This is a genomic window from Belliella marina (assembly GCF_042682445.1).
Lineage (GTDB): Bacteria > Bacteroidota > Bacteroidia > Cytophagales > Cyclobacteriaceae > Belliella > Belliella marina.
The window spans coordinates 39,776-55,582 of record NZ_JBHUHR010000046.1 but is presented as its reverse complement, the minus strand read 5'-3'; the positions used below and the strand labels follow the sequence as shown (position 1 = coordinate 55,582).

Below are 15,807 nucleotides of genomic sequence, written 5' to 3'. Positions count from 1 at the left end.
TATTCTTGGATATATCAATGAAAGAACTTTTGCTTCTTCTGGTTTTCCTTCATTTTGCCATAAGCTTCCCGTACAGCCTGCTTTTCTGAAACTTCCGAAACAGGAACTTCCCACCAAGCATGCCCATATCCTGCAAGTTTTCTTTCAGGCTTGGTCTCTACATAGATCACGGTAGTCTTTCCGTAACCCTTCGCTTGTTTCAGAGCATCATTCAAGCTCTTTATATTGGATACCTTGATCAATTCTGCACCCAAACTCCTTACGTTCTCTGCCAAATCTACCGGTAGATAACCACCGTCAAGCTGTCCCGTTTCAGGATTTCTATATTGGTAAGATGTACCAAAACCTTCTGTCCCCAATGACTTGGACAAGCCTCCAATACTTGCATAGCCATTGTTATTGATCAATACAATTGTCAGCTTATACCCTTCCTGAATTGAGGTGACGATTTCTGTTCCCATCATCAGGTAACTTCCATCTCCAACCATCACATATATTTCCCGCTCTGGACATGCCATCTTTGCTCCTAGCCCTCCTGCTATTTCATATCCCATACAAGAAAATCCATATTCAAGATGAAATCCTTTGGGATTTCTGGTTCTCCAGAGTTTGTGAAGATCACCCGGAAGACTTCCCGCCGCACACAATACCACATCTTCGGGATTGGAAAAATCATTGACTGCACCTATCACCTCGGACTGGTATACCATCCCCTCAGAATCCGGTGAGTATGCCTCACTTACCTTGCTATCCCAACTTCTGTTATACTCTGAGGCTTTGTTTGTATAAGCATTGTCTGTTTGGAAACCCTCCAATAGTTCCCCTAGCGCCTCAAGTGTAGCACGAGCGTCTCCGGTCAGAGACAATGCGCCATGCTTGAATGCGTCAAAAGCAGCTATGTTGATATTGATGAACTTAACGTCCTTATTCTGATAGGCGGTTTTGGAAGCAGTTGTAAAATCACTGTATCGGGTCCCAACACCGATGATCAAATCTGCTTCAGTGCTGAATACATTTGCCCCTTCGGTACCAGTAGCCCCAGCTGCCCCCAAATTCAAGGGGTGATCATAAGGCAATGATCCTTTTCCCGCATACGTTTCCCCAACAGGAATGCCCGTATGGCCAATAAACTTCTCCAATTCTCCTGAAGCCTCACTGTAGATTACTCCTCCACCGGCTATGATCATAGGCTTTTTGGAATTTCGGATCAGTTCGGCCGCACGCTTCAGCAGTTCCTTTTCAGGAACCGGCCTTGGGATATACCAGATTTTCTCCTCGAAAAATGACGCAGGAAAATCAAAAGATTCTGCTTGGACATCTTGTGGAAGACAAATGGTAACCGCGCCTGTTTCTTCCTGGGAAGTAAGCACCCGCATTGCTGCCGGCAGAGAATTGATCAATTGCTCCGGCCTGTTGATTCTATCCCAAAATTTTGAAATCGGCTTGAAACAGTCATTGACAGAAATATCCTGTGTGTAGGAAGCTTCCAACTGCTGTAAAACAGGGTCGACTTTTCGAGTGGCGAATATATCCCCAGGCAAAAGCAAAACAGGAATCCTATTGATAGTTGCACCTGCTGCCGCCGTGATCATATTGGTCGCTCCCGGACCAATGGATGAAGTGCATGCAAAAGTAGACAACCTGTTTTTCATCTTGGCATAGGCAGCGGCAGTATGCACCATAGCCTGTTCATTCCTGCTCTGATAATATTTAAATTCAGGCATTTGGTGAAGTGCCTGACCTACACCTCCTACATTTCCATGACCAAATATCCCAAAACAACCTGCAAAAAAAGGTTGGATTATCCCATCTCTTTCCACTTTTTGCATGGATAGAAATTTTATAAGCGCTTGGGCAACTGTTAATTTTATTGTACTCATGATTTTGGGCTTGATTTGATTAATTACTTGGAATTTAAAATCCCCCATGGGATTCTACAAATGCCATTGACTCTTCCAAAGTCGGCATAAAGTTGGCGCAACCGGATTGCAGGACCACCTGTGCCCCACTTGCATTCCCCATCCTACAGGACTTGTACAATGACCAACCTTGCAAATACCCGTAAATAAAGCCTGAAGCAAATGCATCCCCTGCCCCAAGGACATTGAGTGGCTCTACAGGAAACCCTGGGACCTGTGTGACTTCCCCTTCAGCGGTGTAAACTGTCACCCCTTGGGCACCTCTTTTGACTAGGAGGATCTCTACCCCTGTTTGGAGGATAGACCGAATCGCTTCATCGATGTCACCCGTGATTTTGGGAGCAGAGATCTGCTGATGCTCTATGGTGATTTGGCTTTGGTCTTTCAGCATGGCAGCCAAAATCTCTTCTTCTGTGCCTATTGCAATTTTCACTTTGGGCAATATTGCCCTGACATTGAGCCCAAAGGCACGGACATCATGCCATTGGTCTGCCCGGAAATCTATGTCCAATACCACTGGAACATTTTCTGAATACGCCTTTTCTACCGCAAAAAACACCGTAGATTTGCTGGGTTCCATGCTCAAAGCCGTTGCAGACACTTCCACCAATCTGTATGTTTCAAAGGGTATCTCCAAAGCATGGTCGATGGTAATCTGAATGTCAGCACAATTGTCCCTATAATAGACCAATGGGAATCTATCGGGAGGCTGTATCCCCAGCACAACCGCACTGCTTCTAGCCCCCGGAATCCTAGGCACATGCCTGGTGTCTATATTTTCCTTTTCCAGAAAATTCAATATAAAATCCCCTACCTTATCTTGCCCTACACCGGAAAACAAGGAACACTTCAACCCCAATCTGGAACAGCCCGTGGCGATATTCAAAGGGGAACCACCTACAAAAGCATCAAAGCTCTTGATATCGACAAAATCCGCCCCCACTTGTTGGCTATATAGATCTATGGAAGAACGACCTATGGTGAGCACATCTAATTTATTATCCATTTTCCTATTCATTTTGTCCATTCATTTTAGCAGTTACCATTGGAATCCTTGCATCTTTTCCTTTCCACGAACCAAAAACCCAGGTATGGTCGGGATCAGGTGTGTTTGCCAACGATTGGTCACTACCTGTCAGAAAATTCAGGTAGTAAACATTGTACCCATGTCCCGCTACCACAGGATGATAACCTTTTGGCACCAAGACCACATCATTGTTTCTGGCAACGGCGATCTCGTCCAAGCTCCTGTCTTGGGTATATACCTGCTGAATGGCGTAACCTTGGGGTTTGTCAATTTTATAAAAATATGTCTCCTCCAAACGTGCCTCCAATAGATTCCCCTCCTTGTCAATTTTCCTTTCGTCATGCTTGTGCGCGGGAAAAGAACTCCAATTTCCTGAGGGCGTATACACTTCCACCACAACCAAGCGATGACACGGTGAGCCTGGCCCCATCAGGTCATTGATCTGTCTGGTGGCATTGTCTCCTCCCCTGATCTCTACCTGAACCATTTCTGGCGTCTTGAAATAAGGTGAAAAATCCCTGTCGGTCTCGCACCAGCCATAAGCAATATCGAGTAAATCAGATTCGGCAGTCAATTCAAAATAGGTGTTTCGAGGAAGATACAATGTATGGGCAATGCCTGAAAACACATTTTTGCGTCCATTGACTGTGCTCCAAGTCCCTTTGTCGGATTCCACAGTGAAATTGCCTGAAAGCAGGATGATGGCATATTCATTCTCTCCCGTAAAGCCTTTCCATACTTCATCCTTATTCATCAACCGGGCTTCAAAATTCAAAAATTCCCAATCCCCTTCTTCTTTGGTTATCCTTTGATAAATTCCTTCTTCCGCTATGGGTTTTGCCAACAGTGGATACTTTTCGTCTTTTTTCATTGGGTATAATGTTAATAGATTTGAAAATTTAGATTTGGTCAAAATTCTTTGCCTTGCCTGTTGATCCTAGCAATTCAAATTTTCCCATGACCATCTCAACCAATTCATTTTTATATGTTTTTCCTGGCAATATGGGATCAAATACACTTGGGTTGCGGTGAAAGAACTCTCTGTGGACACCCGACCAAAGTACCCTCAGGTCAGTGGCAATATTCACCTTGCACACGCCTAGGCGTATCGCTTTCTTAATTTCACCATCAGACACCCCGCGGCTACCGGTTTTCAATTCCCCTCCATAATTGTTTATCCTTTGTATTTCTCCGGGATTGACAGCAGAGCCACCATGCAATACCAGTGGAAACCCAGGGAGTAATATTTGGATTTTTTCCAATATATCGAAACGAATACCTTGGTCACCTGAAAACTTATAAGCCCCATGGCTGGTACCTACGGCGATTGCCAAGCTGTCACATTTGGTCTTATTGACAAAATCCAAAACTTCTTCCGGTCTGGTATATTTGGCTAGGGAGTCCTCTACCTCCATATCATCTTCAATCCCACTCAGCACCCCCAGCTCTGCTTCAACAGGAACACCCAAAGCGTGGGCATTTTCCACTACATTGGCAGTCCTTTCTACATTTGCATCATAGGGTTCATGGGAGGCATCGATCATGACGGAGGAATACTTTCCTGACTCCAAAGCGGCATGGATATGCGGTTCATTGCCATGGTCTAGGTGTAGTGCATATACCACCTTTGGGAATATGGCTGCGGCAGCATCGATCATGGAAATGATCATATGTGGCCCGGCGTAATCGCGTGCTACTGGAGTTGTCTGGATGATAACTGGAGACGCTGCCTTATCAGCAGCTTCAAACACACCCAAGACCTGCTCCATTGTGAAGACATTAATAGCGGCCAAAGCATATTCACCATAGCAATCATTCAATAGTTTTTGGGTTGTTACTTTCATTATTTTGGGTAGGTCTTTGTATTACAATACAACATGAAAAACACCAAAAATAAAAGGCTACAACCAAATAGTATCATGCAAAGGTTTGCATAAACAAAAGTTTATTTCACGAATATTAAGCATTATATTATGATTACCCGAAGTGCACGGTACAGGTCAGAATTTTGCCACTGAAGGAAGGATGGGGGGATTGGTTTATTAGGGGACTGGTTGATTGGGAATTGGTTGATGGAGGGACTGGTTGATGGAGGGAATGGTTGATGGAGGGAATGGTTGATTGGGGATTGGTTGATAGAGGGACTAGTTGATGGAGGGACTGGTTGATTGGTTGGTTGAGTGACCTTGTGGTCATTTCGACTAGAGGGAGAAATCTCGTACTGAAATTCACGCTCCAACTTCAATTTTCACAGCCTGCTTCACTTTAGGGAGGCGTGGAGCTTGTCCCGCAGGATTGTGGGAAGAAATCTCGAACTGAAAGGTTTAACCCCATTCGGGGTTATTTCTTGATTCTTACCTTATTTTAGAAGATGACACTCTTGTTTTGTTTCTAGATTCTTTTTCTTGTTTCTTGCCTCTTTGTCTTGAATCTCAAGTCTTATGTCTTGTCACGTCCTGAAAATTGTTGACACTTTTTTTATACTTACGTCCTCATTTTAGAGGCAAGTCATATCGACCGCAAGGAGCCTGTCCCGCAGAATTGCGGGGAGAAATCTCACTTTGCCTCCCTATGGTGAGGTAAATTCGATATGCCCCTGTCACATTTCATCTTGTGTCCCCGATATTCACCGGGGCAGGCTTTGCATCTTTTCTCTCGCATCTTGACTCTTGCTTTGACCACATGCGGCAGCTTTTCTAAGAAATCTTCCTAGACGATTCCCTGATCACCAATTCTGGCTTCAGTACTTCAAATCGAAATTCGGCGCTTTCCTTATCAAAATCCAAATTGTCCAGCAAGATCTTGGCCGACAATAAGCCCAGGTCATAAATCGGTTGCCAAACTGATGTCAGGGAGGGCTTAAAGTAGGAACTGTATGGTTCATCGTCAAAACCCACCAGTGAAATCTGCTCCGGGATTTGCACTCCTTTTTCTCTAATGATAGACATTGCTCCAATGGCAATGGCATCATTGTAACAAAAAACCGCATCTGGCATCTGGTCAAGATCAAGCAGTTTTTGCATACATGCTACTCCACTTTCGGAGGAAGAATCATCCCCAATCACTATCAATTCATCCAAAACTGGGTAATTGTTTTTGATCAATGCATCCAGGTATCCATTTTTTCTATGCCGGGCAGTAGAAAGGTTTGCCGAGCCTGTGATGTGTGCAATACGCTTACATCCTGTTTGGATTAGGTATTCCACCGCCTGAAAAGCCCCTGAATAATCGTCGACGACAACTTTATCTGCTTCAAATCCCAAACAATCCCTATCAAAAATAACCAAGGGAAATCCCGAACCTTTAATTTTTTCAAAATGGTCAAAATTGACTGTATTTGAGGAAGGGGATATCAAAAAGCCATCCACCCTGACCAACGCCATCGCTTCCATCAACCTGATCTCTTCCTCAAACGATTCATTGGACTGGCTGATCATCAACTTATAGCCACTGCTTCCTACCTTATCCTGAATCCCGTTGATGGCGGTAGAAAAATAGTAGCTTGTGATCTCCGGCACTACCACACCCAAGATTTTCGTCCTTTTGTTCAAAAGACTCAAAGCCAGCTGATTTGGACTATAATTCATTTTCTTTGCCAAATCCAAAATCACTTTTTTCCTTTCCTCACTTATAAAGGGGCTGTTATTCAATGCCCTTGAAATAGTAGAGGGAGAAACATTGAGTTCCCTTGCCAAATCAGTGATGGTTACTTGCTCTTTTCTCATTATATATGAAGCATTGTCCTATTAAATTTACCTATTTCTCGATTCCCAAAAGCTATTTAGGCATTTTTTGTGGAAATAAAAACTATTGGCTGATCTGAACAAAAAATCTAAATCCATCCAAAACCAAAGAATGTGGAGCCGGGGAATGACAAGAGATATGATCCGATGCCGGAAATAAAATAGGATTCTGCTTGGCACTTTTCGTAGGTACCAAAAGTCTATCCTTTGAAAACAAGAAAACATCGGGTTGCATTTACCAAATCAGGACCTCTTTGCTGTATCTCCGCTCATTTTTCCTGAAAACACTCAGGGCAACGGTAAACTCATGGATCCCACCCGGAAGCAGGTAGCTTTTGGCGGTAGGAAACTCATAAACATAGCCCAAACGCAATCTCCCCGTCAGAAACCCAACCTGTCCATGGGATGCATAATCTATGCGATGCCCGAAGCCAAGCCATACCCGGTCCATCATCAGTACCTTGAAATTGAATTCCACTGCATCGGGAAGATCTTTCCTGAACCTTACCATACCATTGGCTGCCACTGCAATGTTGTCTGATACAGCTTCCCTGTATCCAGCCTGGACCATCTGCTCTGCCGGATACCCTTCCATAAACTCATCCCCATTCTGGATACTTCCCCCATTGACCCTGTGGACTCCGTAGGAAATATAGTAGTTGGCATGCGTCAGGGCCATGCCGATGTTGAAATCCAATACATTCGTATTGCTGAAAGTGCCGATATACTTCCCGATAACTGGGTCGTTTGCCTCTTCAGCAGTCAATGAATTCCCATCCAGACGGACACTTTGGTAACTCACACCGGTACCCAGGCGCAGGTTGTGGCGCTCCGTCAGACGGATCCTTGCCGCATAGTTCACCGTCACCTCATTGTCCCTGAACGCCCCATAATTATCCTGGACAAGGTTCAGGGAAAAGGAGTTTTTGCCCAACAAAGCCGGATCTTCCACTCCTGACAGCTCCCCAAAATCCAGTTCCGCAGACACAAAATATGTTTTGGGGGCTCCTTCTATCCCTCCCCACTGGTTGCGCACAAAACCACGGACCATACTCCCCTCATAGCCTGTCAAGGCAGGGTTGAAGTAACCCTGGAAATGTGAAAACTGGCTGACCCATTTTCTGGACTGGGCATGGAGACTCCCCCCCATTAAAAGCAGGGAGACCAGAAAACCAATTGCTATGTTGTTTTTTGCTGTTTTCATTTTGATGTCATTCTCTTTTGTGGGAAAAATCGGGAGGGCCAATCAAAACAACCCTCCCAAATCATTCAAATCCTTAATTTTTCAATATGGTCAAAACACCCCTTCTGATCTCACCCGTTTCCCTGGATTCCAGTACCCAGTAGTAGGTCCCTACAGGCATTTGTTTCCCGTTGTGGGTCCCATCCCAGCGCTCTTCGGGGCTTTCGGTGTAGAAGAGCCTTTCACCACCCTTGTCAAAGACCTGCACCCTTCCACCAACGTAGTATTTGAGGTCAGGCACACCCCAGGTATCGTTCACCCCATCACCATTTGGAGAAAAGGTGTTGAAAACCGTGATCTCTGAGATATCCTTTCGATCCCTCAGAATGGTAAATGATCTTTCCATCACGTTCCCATCACGGTCAGTGACCCTGGCCAATATCCTAAACTCCATCCTTCCAGCCGCTTCCTCAGAGCTGCTCCAGTAGAGTACATCACCGCTGATTTCAAAATAAACATTGTCACCCGCTCCAGGAACCAGCTCTACAGTATGGATTTGGTCGATCTCATCTATGACCGTGAAAGAACCTATCTCCTGCATGGACACATTGGGATCAGGGACAAAGCGGTTGTTCGAAAGTGTCAAACCTGTTGGTGCTGGTTTTGGAAGGACAATGACCTGAAGAATAGCTTCCTTGCCGGATGGATTCAAAACCCCTGTAGGGAGATTGACCGTTCCGGATACCGAGTAAGTGCCACGATCCAACAAGTTGAGGGTCGATTTGTCCCATGCTACTTCGTAGCGGAGAATCTGTCCATCCTGCATCAAAACATCCACTTCTCCAGGGAGTTCAGGGTCGACCGACCACGGGGTAGTTATTTCATCATCTACAAGGATTTCCGCAAGTTCAGTTGGAGTGATGGTCAGATCTGCTGTCAATACCAAAGTGGTAAAGTTCGAACCTGTGATCGTTGCTGTTACTTCTTGGCTTCCTACGTTTGTCCTTGTATTGTCCGAATAAGCTACCGAAGTTCCCTCTGGAAGTGTTCCAGTTATCTCAATGGTTTTTTCCGTTCCGTCAAATACAAAGCTTGCATCATCGAATGTGATTCCGCTGATGTCAGCAGGTGTGATCGTCAGATCCGCTGTCAATACCAAAGTCGTGAAGTTTGAACCTGTGATTGCAGCTGTTGTTTCCTGGGTTCCTACGTTTGTCCTTGTATTGTCGGAATAAGCTGCCGAAGTTCCCTCCGGAAGTGTTCCTGTGATTTCAATGGATTTTGCTGTCCCGTCATAGGTAAAGCTGGCATCTTCAAATGTGATTCCCGAAATATCAGCTGGTGTGATCGTCAGATCCGCTGTCAATACCAAAGTCGTGAAGTTTGATCCAGTGATTGTGGCTGTTGCTTGCTGAGTCCCGACATTTATCCTTGTATTGTCGGAATAAGCTACCGAAGTTCCCTCTGGAAGTGTTCCTGTGATTTCAATGGATTTCTCTGTTCCGTCAAAAATAAAACTGGCATCTTCAAATGTGATTCCGCTGATGTCGGCAGGTGTGATCGTCAGATCAGCCGTCAATACCAAAGTCGTGAAGTTTGATCCAGTGATTGTGGCTGTTGCTTCATGTGTTCCTACGTTTGTCCTTGAATTTTCAGAATAAGCTATACTTGTTCCTGCCGGAAGTGTACCCATGATTTCAATGGATTTCTCTGTTCCGTCAAATACAAAGCTTGCATCATCGAATGTGATTCCGCTGATAACAGCTGGTGTGATCGTCAGATCTGCTGTCAATACCAAAGTCGTGAAGTTTGATCCAGTGATCGTGGCTGTTGCTTCCTGGGTTCCTACGTTTGTCCTTGTATTGTCTGTGTAAGCTACCGAAGTTCCTGCCGGAAGTGTTCCAGTTATCTCAATGGATTTTGCTGTTCCGTCAAAGATAAAACTGCCATCTTCAAATGTGATTCCCGAAATATCAGCAGGTGTGATCGTCAGATCAGCTGTCAATACCAAAGTCGTGAAATTCGCTCCAGTGATCGTGGCTGTTGCTTCCTGGGTTCCTACGTTTGTCCTTGTATTATCTGTGTAAGCCACACTTGTTCCTGTCGGAAGTGTTCCTGTGATTTCAATGATTTTTGCTGTTCCGTCAAAGATGAAGCTGGCATCGTCGAAACCGATTCCCGAAATATCAGCTGGTACAATTGTCAGATCTGCGGTCAATACCAAAGTCGTGAAGTTTGATCCAGTGATTGTGGCAGTTGCTTCCTGAGTCCCGACATTTGTCCTTGCATAGTCCGAATAAGCTACCGAAGCTCCCTCCGGAAGTGCACCTGTGATTTCAATGGTTTTTTCCGTTCCGTCAAATACAAAGCTTGCATCATCGAATGTGATTCCGCTGATGTCAGCAGGTGTGATTGTCAGATCAGCTGTCAATACCAAAGTCGTGAAATTCGCTCCAGTGATCGTGGCTGTTGCTTCCTGGGTCCCAACATTTGTCCTTGTATTGTCGGAATAAGCTACCGAAGTTCCCTCTGGAAGTGTTCCTGTGATTTCAATGGTTTTTTCCGTTCCGTCAAAAATAAAACTGGCATCTTCAAATGTGATTCCAGTAATCTCTGCCGGAGTGATCGTCAGATCTGCTGTCAATACCAAAGTCGTGAAGTTTGATCCAGTGATTGTAGCAGTTGCTTCCTGGATTCCTACGTTTGTTCTTGAATTGTCGGAATAAGCTACACTTGTTCCTGCCGGAAGTGTTCCAGTTATCTCAATGGATTTTGCTGTCCCGTCATAGGTAAAGCTGGCATCTTCGAAAACAATTCCCGAAATATCAGCTGGTGTGATCGTCAGATCCGCTGTCAATACCAAATCGTTAAAGTTCGAACCTGTGATTGTAGCTGTTGCTTCCTGAGTCCCGACGTTTGTCCTTGCATTGTCCGAATAAGCCACACTTGTTCCTGCCGGAAGTGTTCCTGTGATTTCAATGGTTTTTGCTGTTCCGTCAAAGATGAAGCTGGCATCTTCGAAAACAATTCCCGAAATATCAGCTGGTGTGATCGTCAGCTCTGCGGTCAATACCAAAGTCGTGAAGTTTGATCCAGTGATTGTGGCTGTTGCTTCATGTGTTCCTACGCTTGTCCTTGTATTGTCTGAATAAGCTACACTTGTTCCTGCCGGAAGTGTACCCATGATTTCAATGGATTTTGCTGTTCCGTCATAGGTAAAGCTGGCATCTTCGAAACCGATTCCCAAAATATCAGCTGGGATGATCGTCAGGTCTGCTGTCAATACTACTGTTGTGAAATTCGCTCCAGTGATCGTGGCAGTTGCTTCCTGGGTTCCTACGTTTGTCCTCGTATTGTCGGAATAAGCTACCGAAGTTCCCTCTGGAAGTGTTCCTGTGATTTCAATGGTTTTTTCCGTTCCGTCGAATACAAAGCTTTGGTCCTCGAAAGTAATTCCTGTGATAGTGGCAGGGGTGATAATACCTTCATTGCTGATAAATGTATTTGGAGCAAGGTAGTTGTCTGCATCTGTTCCAGAAATCATAAATTGAACAGTTATTGTTTTCTCTGACCCTGCATCTGGATTGTCAAAAAACGCTGTAAAGTCTACCTGTAAAACATCTACTTCTATTTGGTTCAAAATTGAGCCAAGCTCTAAAATGACATCAGTTGTTCCGTCATATTCCTTTGGAGAAATTATAGGAGCTGCGATTTCCAATTGGAGTCTGCCAACAGGAATGGATACAGTGACATTTGTTGCTTCGTAAGTTTCATTTCCAGCTACTGAAACAGTGATTTCTATCAGACTTTCTGTGGCTTGAAGCGCATTCAATCCGGATCCATTCGATGTAGCAGAAACAAAGTCATTGTCATTTAAAGAATAAGTGATAGGTAAACCTGAAGTGGTTGAGACATCAAATCCTATATTTACATCTCCGTAAGTAAGGGTAGGTGGAGAATTGAAGGTAATGGTTTGAGGTAATTGCTGGAACTCAAAGGCACCCATATCGATGTTGGTACCTATCAAACGGGTATTCCCCGCCAAATCCACATCATTTTGCAAATCGCCGCCGGCAGTGGTATAAAGTGTATTATCGCCCATATTAATGGCGGGGCTGGTGTTTTGCAGGCTAAAATCGCCATTGGCAGGGTCGGTAAATTGTGGGTCTCTATCTAGGATATCGGTTTCATTGACCGTGGTCGTGCCTCCAAACACGTCATTGTTATAAATGGCATTGTTCGGATACAGGCAATTGGTTGAGGTAAGGGTAACGTTTCCAAACTCATCACTATAAGTAAAAATTTCATCCCCTTGATTGCCTGCGGTATTGCCCCAAAGAATGGTATTGGAAAGCGTAGCCGTGCTTCCGGGGTAATTAAATATCCCGCCGCCGCTAGAACCAGCTGTGTTTCCGGAAAGGGTGGTATTGGTCAGGTTAAGGGTGCCGGAATTACCTATCCCGCCGCCACTATTGTAAGCGGTATTATTCGCTATCAATCCATTAACTATCGAAAAGGTCCCTCCCGGGAACAAGGATATTCCTCCTCCGTAGGTAGGACTATAGTTGTTGATAAACGTGCTGTTTAAAAAATCTGCGGAAGCATTATATATACCAACTACGCCACCACCACGAAAGGAGAGGTTTTCACTGAACGCTGTTCGGCTCACTGTTAACCCGTTTCCATCTATATACAGCCCCCCTCCATAAGCTCGGTCAATAGATGTTCCCCAAACGTCCACTCTTCCATTGTTCCAGATATTGGCGTGGCCACCCATGACGCTAAAACCATCCAACAGGGCGTTTTCAAGATCACCGGCTGAGATCAGGACGTGGTAGGCGTTATCATTGCGCAACGGGTCATTTTCAGAGGGAATTCCGGGGGTGTCGTTTGCATCCAAATCACCGCTAAGGATGGTTCCTCCCCCGGCCCCTCCAAAGGAGGGAAGAATGCGGTCGTGGGTTAAATCAACAATGCCGTTGGCGGGGTCAAAGCCGCCGTAAAGTTGTACATTCTTTACCATTACAAAGGCGTTGTCGCGGCCACCGTCGGCGGAGTATTGCCCATCTTCGGCATTGTAAAGTGGTTTGTATGTTCCTTGGGCTACATAAATTTGTAAAAAATCGTTTTGCAGCCAATTGTTGTCTGTTTCGTGTTGCTTTCTTGCCCATTTAAGGGCATCGGCGAGCTGAGGTAGGGCGTTTTCCCAGGAGGAGCCGTCGCCGGTATAGTTTGGGTCGACTTCATCTACGTTTATATCGACATAAAGTACACCGTTAGTAGGGCTAATTTGCCCGGCCGGTTCGCCTTGAAATTCATAAGCACCCATATCAATATTATCGCCCATCAATCGCAGGTTGCCAGCCAGATCCTGAGTATTGGCATCTAATCCGGCAAATAAGGCACTATTACCGGCATCGATGACCGGACTGACTGCCTGCAACGTGTAATCGCCGTTTGCCACGTCGGTAAAGAGCGGATCGATACTGCCATCTATATTGCCATCAACTGTACTATTTATACCTTGCACTAAGCTGTATGAAATGGAAGGAGAAGAACTAGCATCGGTATTTTTTATTCCGGTATTATTATTATAAATAATACTATTGCGTATTAAAGGAGATGAGGATGACTGGTTATAAATACCACCTGATTCATCATCAGCCCTATTTCCACTAATGGTTACATTGGTTAAAACAGGGGCAGATTCCTTATTAAAAATTCCACCACCATATGTGGCTGTATTCCCGCTGATGGTTACATTGGTTAAAACAGGAGAAGCAGAATAAGAATTATCCATTCCACCGCCATAACCACCAGTCGTATTTCCACTAATGATTACATTGGTTAAAACAGGAGACGAAGTATAAGCATTAACTATCCCTCCGCCATAATCACTAGCCGTATTTCCACTGATGGTTACATTGGTTAAAACAGGAGACGAAGAATCGTTATACATTCCGCCACCGGAATTTAACCATATAATTTTTGTGTTAACCGTAATATATGCTAAACCACCATCTGCATTTCCGCCTGTAATGGTAAAGCCATCCAGCAGGGCTGTGCCTACAGCACCTAGGGAGAGGACGACGTGGTAGGTGTTGTCAGCGTTATTGTTTTCCGTACCGATGTCGCCACTTAGCACTGATCCTCCCGAGGAGGGAAGTTCTCGGTCATCATCTAAAGTTGTAATACTGTTTTCAGGATCGAAGCCGCCATAGAGCTGTACGTTGGGCACCATGAGGAAGCTCTTATCTCTATCCGTCGTTGGATTGTTTTGGTCGTCTACTTCTGCGACTTTGTACTGTGGTTTGTAGGTGCCTTTGGCGACGTATATTTGGAGCGGGCTGGTATTTGTCCAATTGGCTTTGTTGTCGTTTGCCCATTTGAGCGCATCGGCTAGTTCGGGCAGGGCGTTTGCCCAGGAGGAGCCGTTTTGGTTGCCGCCGCTTACGTTTTTATCGACATAAAGCACACCATTGGTGGGGGTAATGCTAAAGAGCTCGCCCTGGTATTCATAAGCGCCGATGTCGATGATACCTCCATCGGCATAATCATATACCCGAGGGTTCCCGGCCAGATCGACATCGTTGGCCAAATCACTCCCGGCAGCAGTATAAAGTGTATTATCGCCGGCATTGATGGCGGCGCTGGTGTTTTGCAGGGCAAAATCGCCGTTAGCAGCATCGGTAAATTGTGGATCGCTATGGAGGATGTTGGTCTCATTGAACGTAATAGTGCCTCCATTGTCCCGGTCATAAATGCCCCCGTTGGGATACAGGCAATTGCTTAGGGTAAGGGTAACGTTTCCAGAAGGATTACTATTATTATAAATTTCATTCCCTTCATTGCCTGCGGTATTGCCCCAAACAATGGTATTGGAAAGCGTAGTTGTGCCTCCCCAGTTTAATATCCCGCCGCCGCGAGAACCAGCTGTATTCCCGGAAAGGGTGGTATTGGTTAGGTTGAGGGTGCCGGAATTATATATCCCGCCACCGTGTAAAGAATTGGCCGTGTTTTCAGCAATGTTGCTGTGGCTGATGGTCAAGTTTATATTTAAACCCAAATTACTTACCCCACCGCCGATGCTACCTGCTTTGTTGTGGCTTATGTTTAAATGGGTGAGTACCGGGTTTCCACTACCATACATAAACAGTCCTCCTCCATAAGCGGTTGCCTTATTTCCGGCTACGGTGGTGTGGGCAATCACAGGGGAACCGTTGTTGATGTATATGCCACCGCCACATCTGGCAGGAGAAGTATCGGCAATTGTAGTTGCTACATCGGCATTTCCTGCGGTAATGGTAAAGCCGTCGAGCTTGGCGGTATTGTCTGTGTCGGAGCCGTTTACCACGGTATAGCTGTTGTTCCCTTGTATTTGGGTATCGGGGTCGGTAATTACCTCTGCGGTATCATTAGTGTCAATATCGCCGCTTAGGATGGTTCCTTGTCCTCCCCCGGCCCCTCCAAAGGAGGGGAGGATGCGGTCGTGGGTTAAATCTTCAATGCCGTTATCCGGGTCAAAGCCGCCGTAGAGCTCCACGCCGTTGACCAATTGAAAGGTGGCATCGCGGTCGGTGGGACTGGCTGTGGGTGTATAGATGCCTTCTGCCACCCAGATTTGTAGGGTGCCGTTTGTGCTTGCATCCCAGCCGGTTGCCGCCCAGCTTAGGGCATCCCGCAGCTCGGGCAGGGCGTTTGCCCAGGAGGAGCCGTTTTGGTTGCCGCCGGAAACATTTTTGTTAATATAGAGGATGTTGTTGGTAGGGCTAATCTGTGCCACGACCGAGAATATCGAAAAAAACAACAACATCATCGTTATCATGATGCTTCGAGAATTGGTAAATGACCCAACTGGCCATAAGAAGGGTAAAGGTGTTTTCATTTAGATGAGGTTTTTTGGTTATCTTTTACCTGTGAAGACAATTCAGTATT

7 protein-coding genes are annotated in these 15,807 nt (G+C 45.4%); all 7 read right to left on the bottom strand.

Annotated features, from left to right (window positions below; translation table 11 throughout):
• Positions 1-14: 14 nt before the first annotated feature.
• Positions 15-1,880, bottom strand: coding sequence for a 3D-(3,5/4)-trihydroxycyclohexane-1,2-dione acylhydrolase (decyclizing) (gene iolD, locus ACFSKL_RS19320; RefSeq protein WP_376888483.1), 1,866 nt, complete (start codon positions 1,878-1,880; stop codon positions 15-17).
• 34 nt (positions 1,881-1,914) lie between these two features.
• A complete protein-coding gene (iolC, locus tag ACFSKL_RS19315) occupies positions 1,915-2,925 on the bottom strand; it encodes a 5-dehydro-2-deoxygluconokinase (protein ID WP_376888481.1) in 1,011 nt (336 codons plus the stop codon).
• Positions 2,926-2,929: 4 nt separating this feature from the next.
• The gene (iolB, locus tag ACFSKL_RS19310) at positions 2,930-3,817 is read right to left on the bottom strand and encodes a 5-deoxy-glucuronate isomerase (RefSeq protein WP_376888479.1); all 888 of its coding nucleotides are present in this window, start codon (positions 3,815-3,817) and stop codon (positions 2,930-2,932) included.
• Between the two features lie 28 nt (positions 3,818-3,845).
• Positions 3,846-4,790 (bottom strand): class II fructose-bisphosphate aldolase, encoded by a 945-nt coding sequence (locus ACFSKL_RS19305; RefSeq protein WP_376888477.1) that lies wholly within the window; start codon positions 4,788-4,790, stop codon positions 3,846-3,848.
• An 852-nt stretch (positions 4,791-5,642) separates the two neighbouring features.
• Entirely contained in the window at positions 5,643-6,671 is a 1,029-nt protein-coding gene (locus ACFSKL_RS19300) for a LacI family DNA-binding transcriptional regulator (RefSeq protein ID WP_376888475.1), read from the bottom strand.
• 253 nt (positions 6,672-6,924) lie between these two features.
• Complete coding sequence (locus ACFSKL_RS19295) at positions 6,925-7,893, bottom strand: PorP/SprF family type IX secretion system membrane protein (protein WP_376888473.1); 969 nt, start codon at positions 7,891-7,893, stop codon at positions 6,925-6,927.
• Positions 7,894-7,966: 73 nt separating this feature from the next.
• Positions 7,967-15,757, bottom strand: coding sequence for an MBG domain-containing protein (locus ACFSKL_RS19290; protein ID WP_376888472.1), 7,791 nt, complete (start codon positions 15,755-15,757; stop codon positions 7,967-7,969).
• Positions 15,758-15,807: the final 50 nt, after the last annotated feature.

Coding starts and splice junctions, on each gene's coding strand:
- ACFSKL_RS19290 (WP_376888472.1), bottom strand. CDS start 15,757: ATGAAAACACCTTTACCCTTCTTATGGCCAGTTGGGTCATTTACCAAT.
- ACFSKL_RS19295 (WP_376888473.1), bottom strand. CDS start 7,893: ATGAAAACAGCAAAAAACAACATAGCAATTGGTTTTCTGGTCTCCCTG.
- ACFSKL_RS19300 (WP_376888475.1), bottom strand. CDS start 6,671: ATGAGAAAAGAGCAAGTAACCATCACTGATTTGGCAAGGGAACTCAAT.
- iolC (WP_376888481.1), bottom strand. CDS start 2,925: ATGGATAATAAATTAGATGTGCTCACCATAGGTCGTTCTTCCATAGAT.
- iolD (WP_376888483.1), bottom strand. CDS start 1,880: ATGAGTACAATAAAATTAACAGTTGCCCAAGCGCTTATAAAATTTCTA.
- ACFSKL_RS19305 (WP_376888477.1), bottom strand. CDS start 4,790: ATGAAAGTAACAACCCAAAAACTATTGAATGATTGCTATGGTGAATAT.
- iolB (WP_376888479.1), bottom strand. CDS start 3,817: ATGAAAAAAGACGAAAAGTATCCACTGTTGGCAAAACCCATAGCGGAA.